Origin of the sequence: Veillonella parvula (genome assembly GCF_032472435.1) — a bacterium.
GTDB classification, from domain to species: Bacteria; Bacillota; Negativicutes; order Veillonellales; family Veillonellaceae; genus Veillonella; species Veillonella parvula_N.
In genome coordinates, this window is sequence record NZ_JAWEGM010000004.1 from 134,074 (window position 1) to 151,552 (window position 17,479).

At 40.5% G+C, this 17,479-nt stretch carries 16 protein-coding genes; 10 read left to right on the top strand and 6 right to left on the bottom strand.

The features are described 5' to 3' along the window. The first annotated feature begins 167 nt into the window (after positions 1-167). Positions 168-1,196: a ribonucleotide-diphosphate reductase subunit beta gene (locus E7A03_RS06860; protein WP_008602308.1), complete on the top strand. Its 1,029-nt coding sequence runs from the start codon at positions 168-170 to the stop codon at positions 1,194-1,196. Between the two features lie 381 nt (positions 1,197-1,577). On the opposite strand, the gene E7A03_RS06865 is transcribed toward E7A03_RS06860, so the two are convergent. Both E7A03_RS06865 and E7A03_RS06870 read right to left on the bottom strand, forming a co-directional pair. After that, complete coding sequence (locus E7A03_RS06865) at positions 1,578-2,036, bottom strand: DIP1984 family protein (protein ID WP_008602307.1); 459 nt, start codon at positions 2,034-2,036, stop codon at positions 1,578-1,580. 100 nt (positions 2,037-2,136) lie between these two features. Beyond that, positions 2,137-2,553: a GNAT family N-acetyltransferase gene (locus tag E7A03_RS06870; protein WP_008602306.1), complete on the bottom strand. Its 417-nt coding sequence runs from the start codon at positions 2,551-2,553 to the stop codon at positions 2,137-2,139. A 473-nt stretch (positions 2,554-3,026) separates the two neighbouring features. Between E7A03_RS06870 and aroF the strand changes: the two genes are divergently transcribed. From aroF to E7A03_RS06910, 8 genes are all read left to right on the top strand, one after another. After that, on the top strand, positions 3,027-4,040 hold the full coding sequence (gene aroF / locus E7A03_RS06875) for a 3-deoxy-7-phosphoheptulonate synthase (RefSeq protein ID WP_008602305.1): 1,014 nt from the start codon (positions 3,027-3,029) through the stop codon (positions 4,038-4,040). Positions 4,041-4,114: 74 nt separating this feature from the next. Further along, the gene (gene aroB, locus E7A03_RS06880) at positions 4,115-5,167 is read left to right on the top strand and encodes a 3-dehydroquinate synthase (RefSeq protein ID WP_008602304.1); all 1,053 of its coding nucleotides are present in this window, start codon (positions 4,115-4,117) and stop codon (positions 5,165-5,167) included. A gap of 10 nt (positions 5,168-5,177) precedes the next feature. After that, positions 5,178-6,446: a 3-phosphoshikimate 1-carboxyvinyltransferase gene (gene aroA / locus E7A03_RS06885; RefSeq protein ID WP_008602303.1), complete on the top strand. Its 1,269-nt coding sequence runs from the start codon at positions 5,178-5,180 to the stop codon at positions 6,444-6,446. A 74-nt stretch (positions 6,447-6,520) separates the two neighbouring features. Next, on the top strand, positions 6,521-7,615 hold the full coding sequence (gene aroC, locus E7A03_RS06890) for a chorismate synthase (RefSeq protein ID WP_316073903.1): 1,095 nt from the start codon (positions 6,521-6,523) through the stop codon (positions 7,613-7,615). Then, complete coding sequence (locus E7A03_RS06895) at positions 7,602-8,741, top strand: bifunctional chorismate mutase/prephenate dehydratase (protein WP_008602300.1); 1,140 nt, start codon at positions 7,602-7,604, stop codon at positions 8,739-8,741. The genes aroC and E7A03_RS06895 overlap by 14 nt, the downstream gene beginning before the upstream one ends. Before the next feature lie 124 nt (positions 8,742-8,865). Further along, entirely contained in the window at positions 8,866-10,101 is a 1,236-nt protein-coding gene (locus E7A03_RS06900) for a shikimate kinase (protein ID WP_316073905.1), read from the top strand. Between the two features lie 339 nt (positions 10,102-10,440). Continuing rightward, positions 10,441-11,046, top strand: coding sequence for a type II toxin-antitoxin system RelB/DinJ family antitoxin (locus E7A03_RS06905; RefSeq protein WP_004694948.1), 606 nt, complete (start codon positions 10,441-10,443; stop codon positions 11,044-11,046). Positions 11,047-11,061: 15 nt separating this feature from the next. Beyond that, a complete protein-coding gene (locus tag E7A03_RS06910) occupies positions 11,062-11,364 on the top strand; it encodes a type II toxin-antitoxin system RelE/ParE family toxin (RefSeq protein ID WP_008602295.1) in 303 nt (100 codons plus the stop codon). A gap of 24 nt (positions 11,365-11,388) precedes the next feature. Here E7A03_RS06910 and aroD read toward each other — a convergent pair whose 3' ends face one another. From aroD to E7A03_RS06925, 3 genes are all read right to left on the bottom strand, one after another. Further along, positions 11,389-12,183: a type I 3-dehydroquinate dehydratase gene (gene aroD, locus E7A03_RS06915; RefSeq protein ID WP_008602292.1), complete on the bottom strand. Its 795-nt coding sequence runs from the start codon at positions 12,181-12,183 to the stop codon at positions 11,389-11,391. A 309-nt stretch (positions 12,184-12,492) separates the two neighbouring features. Continuing rightward, complete coding sequence (locus tag E7A03_RS06920) at positions 12,493-13,737, bottom strand: MFS transporter (RefSeq protein ID WP_316073906.1); 1,245 nt, start codon at positions 13,735-13,737, stop codon at positions 12,493-12,495. Between the two features lie 261 nt (positions 13,738-13,998). Then, positions 13,999-14,418: an RrF2 family transcriptional regulator gene (locus E7A03_RS06925; protein WP_008602288.1), complete on the bottom strand. Its 420-nt coding sequence runs from the start codon at positions 14,416-14,418 to the stop codon at positions 13,999-14,001. Between the two features lie 146 nt (positions 14,419-14,564). Here E7A03_RS06925 and E7A03_RS06930 point away from each other — a divergent pair, with 146 nt between their 5' ends. Further along, positions 14,565-15,932, top strand: a complete 1,368-nt coding sequence (locus tag E7A03_RS06930) for an NCS2 family permease (RefSeq protein ID WP_316073908.1) — start codon at positions 14,565-14,567, stop codon at positions 15,930-15,932. A gap of 237 nt (positions 15,933-16,169) precedes the next feature. On the opposite strand, the gene E7A03_RS06935 is transcribed toward E7A03_RS06930, so the two are convergent. Then, on the bottom strand, positions 16,170-17,477 hold the full coding sequence (locus E7A03_RS06935; RefSeq protein WP_316068995.1) for a hypothetical protein: 1,308 nt from the start codon (positions 17,475-17,477) through the stop codon (positions 16,170-16,172). Positions 17,478-17,479: the final 2 nt, after the last annotated feature.

Consider the following 17,479-nt stretch of genomic DNA (forward strand, 5'->3'; position numbering starts at 1 on the left):
CAATTTAAGCTATGGTAAAAGTTAAAGATATCATTGCCATAGTTTACAAAAAATATGCTCTATAACTAGAGAGCACTAAACCTGTGAAAGATACTTTCACCAACATTATAAATCTGATGACGACCTATAGCAGTATAGGTCGCATCATCGTATAAAGGAGCCCTACTATGGATAAAAAACTGATTTTCAACGAAAATGGTGACCGTGGCACGCAATCTATGATTGGCGGTAATACCACGAACCTTCGCGAGTGGAATCGTATCAAGTACGACTGGGCAAACCAAATGTACCGTACGATGCTCAACAACTTCTGGATTCCGGAAGAAATTTCCTTGAACGAAGACGTTAAACAATTCCCATACTTAACAGATTACGAGCGTCGTGCCTTCGATAAAATCATTGCGTTCTTGAACTTCCTTGATTCCATTCAATCTGAAAACTTGCCTAATTTGAGCCGCTATATTACAGCATCTGAAGTGGCATCCTTATTGAATATCCAAGCATTCCAAGAAGAAATTCACGCTCAAAGTTATTCCTACATTTTGGACACTGTAACAAATCCTATTACACGTGACAAAATCTATGATGAATGGCGTACAGATAAAACATTACTTGAACGTAATCGCTTCATCGCCGATGCATACCAACGATTCAGCGACGATCCTAGCGAAGCAAATCTAATTCATACAATCATCGCTAACTATATCTTAGAAGGCATCTACTTCTACTCTGGATTTAGCTTCTTCTACACATTGGCACGCCAAGGCAAGATGACAGCTACATCCACTATCTTCAAATATATCAACCGCGATGAAGTAACTCACCTCGTATTGTTCCAAAACATCATTCGCGAGTTACGCCGTGAACGTCCTGACTTGTTTACACCTGAACTAGAGGCAAAAATTACGGACATGATTCGTCAAGGTGCTGAAAATGAAATCGCTTGGGGCCAGTACATCACTGATGATAAAATCCTCGGCCTTAACAACGTTCTTATCGAGCGCTACATCAAATACCTTGCGAATATTCGCTTAGAAGCAATCGGCTTGCCTCATCTATATCCTGAAATCAAGGATAATCCAATGGAATGGATCGAAAGCTTCTCCAACTTGAATAGCACAAAAACTGACTTCTTCGAAGCTAAAGTTACAAACTATACAAAAGCAGCGGCATTTGATTTTGATGATTTAGAATAATAGACGTTATAAAATACAATATCTAAGGACGTACGAGCCAATAGAAAAGAGCTAATAGCTATAACGCTATCAGCTCTTTTTTCATGATTATTTAAACCATAGTTATGAGGAATTGCTGCAAATTTAAACAGCTCTCTCCTATTTATCTCTAAAAAAACAAAATACTATCATATCAGTGTATATGTTGCTAGAAATATAGTCCCCAAACGCCACCCTCGTTTTACAGTTGACACATGGTTATACATTGTAAATTGTATCAATACCTTTGTGCGCAAATAGGCCTACACCGTAGATTTTCATTCGCCCCATGAATATATTCATAATAAGCTTGGTAAAAGCAAAAGTTTTTGTGTCCACCCTGTTTCAAACTACCAACTATTATCAGCTTTCAATCAATTCAGTTGTCCAGTTAGCAGACTGCAATAGATTGTCTAATAAACGTACTTGTTTTGCGATATGATCAGCTTCTTTTTGGATGTCTGCCACATTCACAGTCGGCATTAGCTTAATCTCAGACCCTCTCGCACGGAAATTGATACTTCCTGCGCTAGATGCCAAAGTTCGATAAGCAGTTAGGCGCAAAGCAGCGCAATCTTTTTCGGCAATGATTTCAGTAATAGTTCGACCTTCTATAATAGTTTTGCAATTAGTTAAATTAATATCTGCAATTAATTTTTGAAGTCTATTTACACATTGTTCTAATGTTTTCAAAAGTTCTTCAGGGTTCTCATTCGGTACTTCCCCTTCTTGCACTAAACTATTTTGAGTTAAGCGAAGCTCTAAATCGCTTATTTTATAATTTAAATCAGATCGTTCTTGTAATGCTTCTGCTAGTTTCATAAACTCTCCTCTCAAAAAGATATATCAAGTTACTTATAAAATACTATGTACAACAATATATATATCCACCAATTCTTATTATACAGCACTATTGAACGGCTTATAATACTTTCCGCATCATCACGTGAGGACATCCTTCATCTAGGTATTCTTCTCCTTCAGCACGATATCCAAGGGATTCATAGAATGGTTTGGCCTGTACTTGCGCCGACAAGGAGCACGTCTTAAATCCATCACGGCGAATAGCATTTTCAGCGACCATCATAATCTTAGTACCTAAATGTTGTCCACGATACAACTTACGTACTGCCATACGACCAATATGTGCATCTTCAGCTACATCACTGGGAAAATATCGACACGTACCAGCCGCTTTACCATCAATGGATAAGAGCACAAACTTTGCAGTCTCATCGATTTCATCAAACTCGTCTTCAAAACCCTGTTCTTTCATAAATACATCGATACGAATTTGTTTTATTTCCTCTGTTATATGATCTAAGATTTGAATAATCATGGGTGCCCTTTCTGATTATAAGTACATTTATAAGAATCGATTCATGTGTATTACGAAATACCCTATAAACAATGAAAGCTTCTTATTTTTATTATATCAAAAATACGCTTAATCCCACAAAACTTCTCTGTTCCTATTAATTCCCGCATCAAAAATATTTTAAAACTTCCATGAAATTCATTTTTAGGTATTGCATATTTTTATCATTTGGGTTTATACTATACCCAATATTTTAGAAAGGAGCAACCAAAGATGACTAACCAAATTAGCCTCACAACAAAACAATACTTTTATTGGTTCTTTATCCAACGTACGGGTAAGGAACTATTTGTGATGCGCTAATTAAGGATTATTCAATATTAGTTGCTTAGAATAGTAAAAGGGCTACCCGTATTAGATTACGGGTAGCCCTTTTTGTTTGCTATCCGTATGGTAAGCCCTACTATTCACTGTAGTTAAAAGGAGGAATTATCATGATTATTACATTGAAACAAAACGCAGCAGCGGAAGAAGTATCCCGTTTACGCGGTGAATTAGAGGCTCAAGGATTCGTTATCCATCCAGTAGAAGGTACTCGATACAATATTCTAGGACTTATCGGTGATACTGCATCTCTTGATGCCCGTCAAATCGAGTCTCTAGATTTCGTAGATAAAGTAACTCGCATTCAAGAGCCATACAAAAAAGCAAACCGCAAATTCCATCCAGATGATTCTGTAATCAATGTTGGTGGTGTCCTCATCGGTGGTGGTCACTTCGCAGTAATGGCCGGTCCTTGCTCTGTGGAAACACCTGAACAAGTATTAGCCACTGCTAAAGCATGTAAAGAAGCTGGTGCTACCATCCTTCGTGGCGGCGCTTTCAAACCTCGTACATCCCCATACTCCTTCCAAGGTATGGGCCCAGAAGGCTTAGAGTTATTAGAGCTTGCTAAAAAAGAAACAGGTCTTCCTATTGTTTCTGAGGTTATGGATATCTCCCAATTACAATACTTTGATAATGTAGATATGCTTCAAATCGGTGCTCGTAACATGCAAAACTTCACGCTTTTAAAAGAGGTGGGCAAATTAAATAAACCAGTTCTTTTAAAACGTGGTTTATCTGCAACATACGAAGAATGGTTGATGGCTGCTGAGTACATCATGTCCGAAGGCAATGAACAAATTGTATTATGCGAACGGGGTATCCGCACATTCGAAACTAAAACTCGCAATACCTTAGATGTAACAGCAATTCCTATGATGCATGAACTATCTCACTTGCCAATTATCATGGACCCTAGCCACGCAGCAGGTATGAGCCGCATGGTTCGTCCGCTTTCACTTGCATCCGTAGGTGGCGGTGCAGACGGCCTTATGATTGAAGTTCACAACGATCCAGCCAAAGCATTGTGCGACGGTCCGCAAGCATTGCGTCCAGACCAATTCACTAGCCTTATGAAAGAAATTAACGCGTTACGCCAAGCATTGGTTGAATGCACTAAATAATCTTACATATCACACAAATAAGCTAGTATCCGTTATAATAGATACTAGCTTATTCTTTTAAGAAAGGAACCGTTATGACTCGCATCCATATTAATGCATCTACACCGTATGATGTTGTCATCGAGGAAGGCGCTTTACAACGCATCACCGATTATATTAAACCATTAAAACCAAATTGCCGTGTTATCATCGTCAGCGATAGCAACGTGGCGCCTCACTATTTGGACTCTGTGAAAGCTAATATGGAACATGTGGGTTATGCTGTTTGTGATTATGTTTTCCCTGCTGGTGAAAGCTCCAAAAATGCTCATCAACTCATCGATTTAGTAGAATACATGGCGGCCCAATCATTGACTCGCAAAGACTTGCTCATCGCCCTTGGCGGCGGTGTTGTAGGCGATATGGCAGGATTTGCAGCAGCGACCTATTTACGTGGTATCGACTATGTTCAAGTTCCTACATCCCTATTAGCCGCAGTAGACTCCTCTGTAGGTGGTAAAACAGCGGTCAATCTCGAAGCCGGCAAAAACCTATGGGGCGCTTTCAAACAACCAATTCTAGTCCTTTGTGATCCAGCTACACTCAATACATTACCTGAAATGGAATGGATTAATGGATGCGGTGAAATTATCAAATACGGTTTCCTAGACGTACCGGGTTTACTCACTCAACTTGAGAATAGACCATTAATTAAACATCGCGGTAGTGTAAGTGGCGTTATTGCCCGCTGCATACAAGCAAAAGCGGATATTGTAGAACAAGACGAACGCGAGTCTGGCGTTCGTGCCCTCTTAAACCTCGGTCATACCTTTGGTCACGGTATTGAAAAAGCGAGCCATTTCGAGGTACATCACGGTTATGCCGTTGCCATTGGCATGGTCCTCATGGCACAAGGTGCTGTCAAACATGGAGAATTAAATGCGGAGGCTTTAGAGAAATTAAAGGCCCTCATCAAAGCACACGATTTGCCAACAACAACAACGATAAGCAAAGAAGAGATTCTAGCTGCCGCTAAGCACGACAAAAAAAGCGAAGGAGCAACCATTAAAATCGTAGTACCTACTAGCTATGGTCACAGTGAACTCAAGGTAGTAACGCACGAGGAACTTGCTACCTATTTAGATTAAGGAGATTTATATGCATTCTGTAACGAACGCCATCCCTACTGGGACTATCGCGTCCATTCCTGCAAAAGCTCATGCGCACCGTGCGCTGATTTGCGCCGCTCTCGCAAACTCGTCATCTACCATACTACTGAGCCGCACCTCTAAAGACATCGATGCAACTATGGACTCCTTACGAGGCTTAGGCGCACACGTTGTGTATGAAAATAAAGTTGTCACTGTTACACCTGGTCCTGCGCCCAAAAAAGGCTATGTTGTTCCCCATGAATCGGGTACTACATTGCGCCTCTTATTACCAGTAGCAGCCTCCATTTGTAATGAGGTAAATGTGGATGCGAAAGGGCGCTTACCAGATCGTCCTTTAGAGCCCATGCTCGGTGAAATGAAAGCTCACGGCGTAACATTCTCCCAAGATAAACCACCATTCACTATGACAGGTCTTCTCCAAGGTGGTCAATTTAGCATGGTTGGCGATGTGAGTAGCCAGTTTTTCTCTGGTCTATTATTAGCAGCTCCACAATGTGGAGGCGCTACAATCACATCTACTACGCCACTTCAATCTAGCGACTATGTAACATTGACGACTACAACGATGGCAGACTTCGGCGTAACCGTTGACCATACGCCTGCACGTGGCACAGTACAAGAATCCTTTACGGTAACTGCTAATGCTACTTTTAAAGGTCAAAGTAATTACCAAATCGAAGGCGATTGGTCCAATACAGCGATTTGGATGGTTGCTGCCGCTATGACAGGCCAACCTATTACCATTACGGGTATGAACCAGAATTCTATACAAGCTGACCGCCGCATCATGCAGGTCATCGAATCCTCAGGGTGCACTATTACATGGGACGACATGAATATCACTGTATCAGGTCGCGCTAGTAAGCCAATCCATGCCGACCTCGAGCAAATGCCCGATATGTTGCCAGTTATGGCAGCCCTCGCTTGCTCTATCCAAGGTGAAAGCTCCTTTGTTAATGGTGCTCGCCTACGGTTAAAAGAATCAGATCGCCTCGAAACCGTTGCTAATCTCGTCAGAGATTTAGGAGGCACGGTTCGCGAAGATGGTGATGACCTATATATCATCGGTAGTGGTATACTAAAAGGAGGACAAGGTGATTGTGTTAACGACCATCGCCTCGTTATGGCAGGCACATTGATGGCTCTCATTAGTGAAACCCCTGTCATCTTACAAGATAGCGAAGCTATTACAAAATCCTATCCTGACTTTTTCGAGGACTGGAACATACTAGGTGGCAATGCACAGCAAGTATAGCGTCCTAGTCACAGCTAATGCGTTTCAATAGATAAGAATACTAGTCATACATACTATAAGTAGGAGTTAATATAATGGCATCTAATTTCGGTAAAACTATACAAGTAGCTACCTTTGGCGCGTCTCATGGGTACGCCATCGGTGGTATCGTGGAAGGCCTCCCTTGTGGACATTCCATCGACATCGACGAGCTACAAGCCTTCTTAAAGCGCCGTGCGCCAGGTCAAAACCAATTACAAACGCAACGTAAAGAAGCCGATATACCTGAATTCTTATCAGGTATGGTAGATGACATGCTCAGTGGCTCTCCATTGGCATTTATGATTCGCAATACATCGCAACACTCCGGTGATTACAATAACTTGCGCGACATTCCTCGCCCATCTCATGCGGACTTTACGGCTCGCATGCGCTATGGTGACAAGGTAGATATGCGAGGTGGCGGCCACTTCTCGGCACGTCTTACAGCACCTCTTTGCGTAGCTGGTGGCATTGCACTACAGTTATTGCGTGAAAAAGGTATCGAAATTCACGGCCATTTAAAACAAGTTGGTACAATCCAAGATACTCCTATCGATATGGTTCATCCAGATATAAAAGCACTTGCCAAAATAGCTACTGAAACTATCGCTATGGTCGATGCAGACAAGCGTTCTGAAGTAGAAAACTTAGTCATGAAACTAAAAAAAGACGGCGACTCTACCGGTGGTATCGTTGAGGTTGTGGCTACAGGTCTACCAATCGGTCTTGGTAATCCAAACTTTGATGGCATCGAGAACCGATTAGCTCGCGTGATCTTTGGCGTACCTGCCATCAAAGGCGTGTCCTTTGGGGGTGGCTTCGACATGTGTTCTCGCCTTGGATCAGAGGTGAACGATGCTTTTACCATGGACGGCGATATAATCACAACAACTACCAATAATAGCGGTGGCATTCAAGGCGGTATCACCAACGGCTTGCCTCTCGTTATGCAAGTGGGCATCAAGCCTACTCCATCCATTTATAAGGAACAACATTCTGTGTCTCTTTCACAAAAAGAGGACACCTTACTCACCATTAAAGGTCGTCACGACCCATGTGTAGCGCTTCGTGCTGTACCTGTTATCGAAGCCGTTACGGCCCTTGTCATTCTTGATTTCTTAGGAGATATTGACCATGAACTTAGATGAAGTACGCGTTAAGATTAACGACATAAACGACCAAATGCTCGCCCTCTTCAAAGAGCGCATGGAACTCTCCAAGGACGTAGCGGCTGCAAAAAAAGAAATGAATAAGGCCATTTACGATGCCAAACGAGAGCGCGACATTCTCGACAAGGTAACAAAAGATGCAGGTCCGGACCTCGATCTATATGCACGCCGCTTTTTTGAAGCATTATTTAGCTTGAGTCGTACATACCAATCTGAGCAACTATTCCAAGACAATGAATTCACTTTAAAAATGAAAAAAGCCATCGAGCAATCCCCTACTTTGCCACCTCAACGGGGCAGTGTAGCTTGCGCCGGCGTATTCGGTAGCAATGCTCAAATGGCGTGTGATAAATTATTACCTCTCAGCCAAATCCATTATGTAACGGGTTTCCGTGCCGTATTCGATGCCGTAGAGTCAGGGGAATGTCAATTCGGTGTATTGCCTATTGAAAACAGCTCCAATGGTTCTGTAAAAGAAGTATATGACCTCTTAGAAGAGCGCAAATGCTATATCGTTCGCGGTACGCGTCTTTGGATATCTCACGACTTGCTCGTGAAAAAAGGAACAAAACTAGAAGATATTCATACCATAATTTCCCACCCTCAAGCATTAGGCCAATGCAGTCACTTCCTAGATAAGTTGGAAGGCGTAGAATTACGCTCCTATGACAACACGGCTCGAGCTGCACAGCTCGTAGCGGCTAGTGATGACCCAGGTGTGGCAGCTATCGCAGCACCTCAATGTGCAGACCTATATAATTTGTCTCCATTGCTAAGAAACATCCAAAATAGCGACAACAACTATACGCGCTTTATCTGTATTAGTAAGGACTTCCACGTATACCCAGGAGCCAATAAAATCTCTGTTGTAACCACTGCAAGTCATGCACCTGGTGGCCTTGGTACATTGCTCACCAAATTTGCTAACATCGGTGTAAACCTTACAAAACTTGAGTCCCGCCCTATCGTAGGACATAACTTTGAATTCTTGTTCTACCTTGATTTGGAAGCATCCTTAGCAGATCCAAAAGTACTCTCCGTGTTGGCAGAACTCCACGCATCGCAAGATAAATTCCGTTTGCTCGGTAATTATCCTGAAAATTAATATTTTCCTCTATAGTAGTGCTTATTAATGGCATATATAGTACAATGGATATAGTTTTAAAACTCCAATGGCTAATAGGTGACAGCCTATTAGCCATTTTGTGTATATTGACCTAGGAGGTCCTATGAAATTTGGTTTACTTGGCCGTACGTTGGGCCATAGCTTTTCCCCACGCATCCACAATGCTTTGGGAAATACTAATTATGAATTATTTGAACGAGAACCGAGCCAACTGCAAGAGTTCTTCGCAAATCCAGAATTACAAGGTATTAATATTACCTTTCCTTACAAGGTTAATGCCCTTGAGGCTTGCGATGTAGTTGACCCTCGCGCGGAACGCATTGGCTGTGTAAACACGATGGTCCGTAAAGACGGCAAATGGCATGGTTACAATACAGACTACGATGGATTTGTATTCACCCTAAAACACGCTGGGATCTATGTATCTGGTAAAGAATGCATCATTCTTGGCGATGGCGCATCTTCTGCTACCGTTCACGTGGCTCTTGAAGATCTAGGTGCTAAGAGCATCACGCATCTATCTCGTAAAACAGCTCCGCTCTATACTGATGCACCTAATTACTACGAAACAGCGCAAATTATTATTAACTGCACGCCTATTGGTATGTATCCGCATAATCCGGCTAGCCTGATAGATATTATGCAATTTGCTAAATTAGAAGGCGTTGTGGATCTCATCTACAATCCGCGCCGTACCGTTTTGCTTTTACAAGCAGAAATGATGGATATTCCTCATTGTGATGGTCTACCTTTCCTCGTGGCACAAGGCGTTGAGGCGGCTAATCATTTCCAAGGTGAAAGCTTTGGCACCAACGAAATCGAGCAAATCTTGCGAGATATGCGCCGTGAAAAGGAAAATATCATCCTCATCGGTATGCCTGGTGTTGGGAAAACAACTGTAGGCAAGACAATCGGCAAAGAGATGGGCCGTACTTGTATTGATGTCGATCAAGAGCTAGCAAAAGAAATCGGTAATATCTCCACATATATTACGGAACAAGGGGAAGCTGCGTTCCGTGAAAAAGAAGCGGATATGATTGCAAAATTAGGCACAGAAACTGGCCTTGTCATCTCCACTGGTGGCGGCTGTGTAACAGTACCTAAAAACTATGCACACCTACGCCAAAATGGTCGTATTTACCAATTAACGCAACCTGTAGAAAAACTATCTACTTCAGGTCGTGTTCTATCCGGTGGCGGCATAGAACGCTTACGTGAACTCGAAGAAACTCGCACTCCAATGTATGAAAGCTTTGCACAATGCATCGTAGAACATAATCGCAATGCACCAGAAACAGTGGCGGCTATACTAGAAGACTTTGAAGCAAACTTATTGTAAGAGTTTATATAACGGTATTTATAAGATTCTTTCCTCTATATAAGTACGGGCTTCTACATCTTTAGAAGTAAGAGCATTTACATCTGTATTCTTAGATAAAACTAAAACTCATATCATGACATCAATGATATAAACTGAAAAGCAGTAGCTATCCTCAAGATAACTACTGCTTTTTTATGTGTCCTATGTATTATATATATTGGTAGAAAATCACTTTAGCAATTACAATGTAATTACATAAAGAATTTAAAATAGCTTTCACCATGGAACTATCAAAATACAATGAACTAATTTCTATAAGCAATAGTCTTAACGTGACGACCATAAATAGGAGGCATTATGAAAACTGTAAATCTACAAGTTCGCATCAATGAGGACTTAAAACAAGAGGTATCTAGCATATTAAAAGCACAAGGTCTATCATACACCTCTATGCTAGATGCACTATTCCGCCAAATCATCAAAGAGCGTCGCATTCCGTTTGCCATTGCGTTACCAACGGCACCTATCGATGAAACACCTACACCAAGCACACTCAACAACGGCACCTATGAACAACCACAAACTACATTAAAAGCCTCAGATCATATAGGTGCATATGGTACACCAAGAGAAGAAAATCAAGAAATATCCTTCGATACAATCGATAAGACAGGAGTTCTTAACATCCGTATCAATCCTAAAGTTAAGACACTAACAACAGCTATTCTAAAAGAAATGGGATTAACCATGTCACAAACAGTTACACTTGTATCTAAACAAATACAATTTAATAAGGATATTCCACCTACTATCCTCCGTCCAGAATGGATTGATGCTATTAATAATGATTTCTGGACTGAAGAAGATTTAACTACAAGAATACAATTAGGGCTAAATCAAGCAGAAAAAGAAATTGGTGAACCTGCGGAAAAAATTTTTAATGAACTCCTTGAAGATTTATAAATTTGGAGAGCTGAAATGAAGTATACAGTAATTATGACGCCTACAGCTAAGTCTGATATAGTAAATCTCAAAAGTTCACTAGAACAACAGATTATAGATTCTTCCTTTATTAGAAAAGAATTAAAGTTGATTTATCAAAAAATTTCTTCATTAGCTATCTTTCCTGAACGTTATCCTATTGTAAATAGTAATACCAATTACAGAAAATTATCATACAAAAAATATCTTATTCTATATAAAGTCATTAATAATAACATATATATTTTTTATATCCGCCCTTCAAAAATGAATATACTACAAGAAATACAAAACATATAAAAAAGTCGGCTCTCGCCGACTTTTTTAATGCACTTTTACGCGTTTATGTTGTTGTTCGTCAAATACACCATCTACATCTATGGTATCTAGAATTCGTTTTAAAGCATGTACATCGATTTGCCCTGGTGCCGATGCTTTACCAGCAGAGGCAAAGGTCATGGCATTTCCAAATAGAGCACCTGCAGTGCGTGTAACAGCACCTAGTTCTCCCATTGCCATCGTAATAATTGGATCCGAAGGATACAAAGCTTTCACTTCAGCCGTTGCTTCAAGTAGCGTCAATACATCACCAGTTGTGTGAGGCATAACGGCAATTTTTGGCACATCGGCCAAGAACTCTTTCATTTGAATAAGTCGATTTACAATGACTTCACGACTCGGCGTACAATGGAAATCATGGTTACTCATGATAATAGTGATTCCATGAACCTTAGCAAACTCTATCGTTTTAAGCATTCTATCTTGATCAAAAAACAGCTCAATATCGATAGCATCCACCAATCCTGTAGGAATCAAGCGCTCTAGCATTGTAAAATAATCTTGTGTAGAAATCGTTCTTTCCCCACCTTCACCTTTTGTGCGCCATGTAAAGAGCAACCCACGACCTTTCAGTTGTGGCTTGATGAGCATTAATAATTCAATAATAGCGTCAATGGAGTGGGCCCGCTCGAAATAGTCAATGCGTAGCTCCACTACATGACACGGTGTATTACATGCTACCGCGGTGGCATCTAGAATCTCTTTCATTGTTGTGCCCACAATAGGCACGCATATTTTTGTACCCTTTTCTCCGAGTACAGTATGTCCGATACGGACCATAATAACTCCTTTCTGTCCCACGCGGTGAGACTAGTGACTTACCTTAAACTAACTATATACCAATATTTTTGTAAAAGCAATCAATCAGCCCATATTGGATTGCTATTCACTAAAAACGTATAAAAGCCTGCTATTATGTACTAAAACAGTATTCTTAGATTAACGATTAACATTACTTTTTCTTATACCCTAGATTAAGACCTCTTACCAATAAACGGTCTGTATCTGAAAGCCTCGTATTATAAAAATAGCCTAAAAAAGTAAAAGCTCCTTACCAATATATTAGTAAGGAGCTTGTTAGACTCTAATTCACACACTATATTTATCATGTTGTACGAATAGTTTCCGTGATTGGAATCCCATATAGAGTAATAACAAACCTGTAATACTAAATACATAGGATATCCCAATATAGGTAGATACGATACTTGCAAACACTGGACCTACCATGGAACCAAATTGTTGAGCCGTCGTCGTCATACTAAACATGCGACCTCTAAATCCTGGTTCTGTATTAAGTGTTACAGCTGCACTCAAAGATGGGTTGATCCCTACAATACAAGAGCCAATTAACACTTGTAGTACACCAAACCACCAGATACCTACTGGTAAGCTTTGAAGTAAGAGAACAACACCACTACCAAGCATACAGTAGGAAATGGTTCTAAAGTACCCACGACGCTCACCGAGGCGCACCCATATATTGGTCGTTAAGGAACCGGCTAAACCACCGATACTGAGGATTGTACCTGAAATGATGGCTGCCCCTTCCATAGTGCCTTGCATATCACCTACATAAAGCGCCAAAATAGGCTGTAGCATCATGATGACACATTGCATAAAGAAGTAAATCCATAAAAGTCTTACTAATACAGGTTGTTCTTGAACCGACTTAAAATCTTCTCGCAAGGATGTAGCTTTTGCCGGCTGTTTGGACTGCTCCTTAGAAGTTGTATTTTCAACTTCTAGTTTTGGTTCTTTTACAAGAAACAATACTGCCAAGGTAGCAATGAATACGGCTATACCAGATATATAAAATACAGGGCGCATACCTACGACACTTTCAACGGCACCACCTAAAAATGGGCCGATGACATTGCCTAAAATCAGACCTGTTTGGAATATGCCGAGGGCACGGCCCACCTGTTTCTCATCTACACTGAGGGAAACCATGGTCATCGCTGCAGGATAGAAACCATTAGCGAACCCAACTAAGGCACGCCCCATCAGCAATTGATACTGATCCGTTACCATGCCGATGAGAACATAACTGACAGCAATGGCAAAACCAGCGCGCAAAGCCATCCGCTTTTTCCCTTTATTATCTGCAATTTTGCCCCAAATCGGCGCCATAATACCAGCGATAAGAAAGGTAATACCAAAGACGAGGCCTGACCAAAGTGCTACATCATCCTTAGGAACACCGAGTTCTAATAGATATATAGGGAGAAAAGGAATTATCATTGTGTAACATATGGCTAGCACAGTCATACTAGCCGTAATAATCCATACGTTTCTCATGCCACCGCGAGCATCATATACACTTGTACTCATAGTACCCTCCCTTCCACATAAAATCGTTGAGATAAACTAATATACACATAAATCACTTTTAATTACAGTTCCATTTAAATTACAGTCTTACTTAGATTTCAATCTATGTTACTATTCATAAAATGTTATTACATTTTAATTTCATATATAAAGAAGAGCCGCATACGAAACGCGACTCTTTCCATAAAAAAAACCTAAAATATAGGTATACAATGTAGTAATCCTCAAAGATCATTCAAACTAAAGTTTTCGGACTATCAATTATTCCGTAGGAAATTTATGATCCATTACATCTTGCAAGGAAACATGTTCCATAACATGTCGGAACTCATCTTGTAAATACTGCCACAATGGAGCTGTCAAGCAGTCATTAAACATAGGACACGGTTCTACATCATCTTCTAAACAAGACACGAGAGCAATGGAGTCCTCTGCGGCATATAAAATTTCATATACATTATATTCAGATGGATCTTTCACCAAACGATATCCACCGTATTTGCCACGTCCACTTTTAACGAGGCCCGCGGAGGATAATCGAGATACAATCCCCTCTAAATATTTATCGGAAAATCCTTGGCGTTCTGCAATCTCACGAATTGGTACATTTTTTTCTACCCCATGTTCTGCAATATCCGCCAATATCCGTAAGGCATAACGCCCTTTTGTAGATATTTTCATAAGTTAACCTCTATATCATTCATAATATATTAATAGTATATCACAAATTCATACAAAAAATGGTGGGAAATATGATACACTATACATATATCGAAATATCTTTATTTAGGTATGATTTTAATTTCATATAGGGAGGATTTTATCTAATGTTAGATAAATTATTTCAACTCAGTGAACGTGGTACAACCGTTAAAACAGAAATTTTAGCAGGTATCACTACGTTTATCACGATGGCGTACATCCTATTCTTGGCGCCAAACATTCTTAGTCTTGCAGGTATGGATAAGGATGCGGTCCTCATTGCCACAGCCTTAGGTGGAGGTCTTGTGACGATTGCTATGGGTTTATTCGTAAACTACCCAATTGCTCTCGCTCCAGGGGTTGGCCTCTTGGCATTTTACTCCTTTACCGTAGTTCTCGGTATGGGCGTATCTTGGCAAACAGCATTAGGTGCGGTATTCATTTCTGGTCTCGTTTTCCTCGTATTAACATTGACATCAATACGACAAATGATCGTTGAAGGTATCCCAGCCTCCATGAAAATTGCCATTACCGTTGGTATTAGTCTTTTCATTTCTATCATCGGTTTAAAGTTATCCGGCTTGATGGCTATCTCCATAAGTTTGTCTCCAAACTCCTTGGGTCAAGTCGTACAGACACATGGTAATCTAGTCCCTCCAGCATCTGAAGCACTTTTGACGCTCGGTAATTTGCACAGTGGTGAAACATTGTTGGCACTATTCAGCCTCATCTTTACAGCTTTATTGATGGCTCGCAAAATTCAAGGTTCCCTCTTGATTGGCGTTTTAGTAACAACAATCATCTCCTATGCGACAGGCCTTTCCACAATGCCTGAGAACTTCACTGTATTGGCTATTCCTGATTTCTCCAAAGCAGCATTCCTGCAATTAGATATTCCTGGTGCGCTTCACATGGGCTTAATTACGATTATCTTCTCCTTCACATTTGTAGAATTGTTCGACTCGATGGGTACTTTGATTGGTACTGCTACAGAGGCGAAAATTGCAGATCCTAAATCTGGTAAATTCCCGGGTCTTGGTAAAGCCATGACCGTAGATGCTATCGGTGTTAGTGCTGGTGCATTGCTCGGTACTTCTACAATTACGGCTTTCGTTGAAAGTGCGGCAGGTGTAGGGGCTGGTGGCCGTACAGGTTTAACAGCTGTCACAACAGGCGTACTTTTCTTAATTTGCTTATTCTTGGCTCCATTGGTATCCTTGGTTCCAAATGCAGCCACATCTCCTGTTCTTATCATCGTAGGTGCCCTCATGTTAGGTGCCATTCGCAATATTGACTTCGATGATTGGACAGAAGGCTTCCCTGCATTCCTCGTTATCGTATTGATGCCGTTCACATACAGCATCGCTAACGGTATCTCTGCAGGTCTCATTGCATACCCTCTACTCAAAATCATTGCAGGCCGTGCAAAAGAAGTTAACTGGATTATGTACGTATTGGCGATTCTCGTTATTATTCGCTACGTATTCTTCTAATTAACGTATACCCATAATGATGCTATTAGTGAAAGCTACTTTATATTCGATAGCTATAAAATCACTAATACCTAAAAGCAAAATATATGTAAATTACATACACTAAAAGAACCTATCTCCAAAGATATTACTCTAATATCTAGGAAATAGGTTCTTTTTATTATGTACTCTTTTACTAAACGCTAACGTCGTATGGCATCACCGAATCGTGCTATAGAGTCTTATTAGGGTTTAGTATTAACGAATCGTTTTTACACCGATTAAGTCTGTACGACTTGAATCAATATTTTTTAATGGTACTACATGATCTTTATAAAACTCTGCTTCAGATGCTTTTACAGGCACTTGGAAGAACAGGAAATATGCCATGTTATCTTTGCTCCACGCAACACTGCGTACTAAGCCCTTATCTACATTACCTGTATACTGCACATCACCGGTTGGCGTAGAGTCAATCCACTCTACGTCATGGTATTCCGTTGGAACATATTCTTTAGGCCATACCGTATCCATAGAGTAGCTCATGCGAAAGACCATCGTATGATTTACCCAACGCCCGCTGCGTTCTTGATATTCTTGACCTTCCTTCCAATATACAGTTTCTAATACATCATTATCATAAAAATGTGTAGCATAGTATGTATAGCCAAGAGGCAAATAACTTGGTACAGATACGTTATAGGACAGCTTACGAGATGCATCAATTACACCGCTAGGTAAGCCGATGGATTTACTCGTAAGTATAGGCCACTCAGAATTCGTATGTGTACGCAGTGGCAAACCAATAGTTTCAAAATGAGGTCTATCTTGTTCACCATTTTGTTTAACACTTTGCGCATTACTTCGTTTAACATTTTGCTTATCATTTCGGTCACCACGTAATCGAGTATTATCAACGGCTACGTTAGTAAGAGGCCCTACAGAGTCTACAATTTTGCTTACAAAGTTTTGGTTTCTTGTAGAGGCAAAGTAGAGCATATATACTTTATTATCTTTTTCCCAATAAGCAATTTGAACAGAGTCGTTGCTAGAGCCTAACGTATGTACAGGGATGCCATTAGGGGTAGTAAAGCTAACAGTATCATCAGCATTGTATTTTGTCTTTTCCAATATAGGCTTTACCACGGTATCGATAGCCCAACCCATACGATATACAATATCTGTATTAGAGAAGGTTAATTTCGGACCATATTCTCCATCATGGCCCATTTCCGTATATACAATTTCTAATACATCATGGTCCTTGGCCTTTACATCGCGGACTGCATAGTCTTCAGGCATATAAGATGGAATTTGTAAATCATATCCAAAATAATTTGTACTGGCGTCAACATTAAGCTGTACTATATCACCATTATCAACTTGATCATACCACCGATAGCGATTCATTAGCTCTTTATTCTTTTCTACTGTATCGATGGTAACAGTATTTCCATTTTCATCCACTAAAGGGGATAATGCACTAACTGATTGTACCCCAAAGCTACTTACTACAGCAGCTAGTATTCCCATGGCTAATAATGATTTTGTTGTTTTCAATCTCATAA

Excerpts from the sequence above, each read along its gene's own strand:
- E7A03_RS06870 (WP_008602306.1), bottom strand. The coding sequence starts at position 2,553 with ATGATTATTCAAATCTTAGATCATATAACAGAGGAAATAAAACAAATT.
- aroC (WP_316073903.1), top strand. The coding sequence starts at position 6,521 with ATGGCATCTAATTTCGGTAAAACTATACAAGTAGCTACCTTTGGCGCG.
- E7A03_RS06920 (WP_316073906.1), bottom strand. The coding sequence starts at position 13,737 with ATGAGTACAAGTGTATATGATGCTCGCGGTGGCATGAGAAACGTATGG.
- aroF (WP_008602305.1), top strand. The coding sequence starts at position 3,027 with ATGATTATTACATTGAAACAAAACGCAGCAGCGGAAGAAGTATCCCGT.
- E7A03_RS06935 (WP_316068995.1), bottom strand. The coding sequence starts at position 17,477 with ATGAGATTGAAAACAACAAAATCATTATTAGCCATGGGAATACTAGCT.
- E7A03_RS06900 (WP_316073905.1), top strand. The coding sequence starts at position 8,866 with ATGAAATTTGGTTTACTTGGCCGTACGTTGGGCCATAGCTTTTCCCCA.
- E7A03_RS06925 (WP_008602288.1), bottom strand. The coding sequence starts at position 14,418 with ATGAAAATATCTACAAAAGGGCGTTATGCCTTACGGATATTGGCGGAT.
- E7A03_RS06895 (WP_008602300.1), top strand. The coding sequence starts at position 7,602 with ATGAACTTAGATGAAGTACGCGTTAAGATTAACGACATAAACGACCAA.
- E7A03_RS06910 (WP_008602295.1), top strand. The coding sequence starts at position 11,062 with ATGAAGTATACAGTAATTATGACGCCTACAGCTAAGTCTGATATAGTA.
- aroA (WP_008602303.1), top strand. The coding sequence starts at position 5,178 with ATGCATTCTGTAACGAACGCCATCCCTACTGGGACTATCGCGTCCATT.
- aroD (WP_008602292.1), bottom strand. The coding sequence starts at position 12,183 with ATGGTCCGTATCGGACATACTGTACTCGGAGAAAAGGGTACAAAAATA.
- E7A03_RS06860 (WP_008602308.1), top strand. The coding sequence starts at position 168 with ATGGATAAAAAACTGATTTTCAACGAAAATGGTGACCGTGGCACGCAA.
- E7A03_RS06930 (WP_316073908.1), top strand. The coding sequence starts at position 14,565 with ATGTTAGATAAATTATTTCAACTCAGTGAACGTGGTACAACCGTTAAA.
- E7A03_RS06905 (WP_004694948.1), top strand. The coding sequence starts at position 10,441 with ATGAAAACTGTAAATCTACAAGTTCGCATCAATGAGGACTTAAAACAA.
- aroB (WP_008602304.1), top strand. The coding sequence starts at position 4,115 with ATGACTCGCATCCATATTAATGCATCTACACCGTATGATGTTGTCATC.
- E7A03_RS06865 (WP_008602307.1), bottom strand. The coding sequence starts at position 2,036 with ATGAAACTAGCAGAAGCATTACAAGAACGATCTGATTTAAATTATAAA.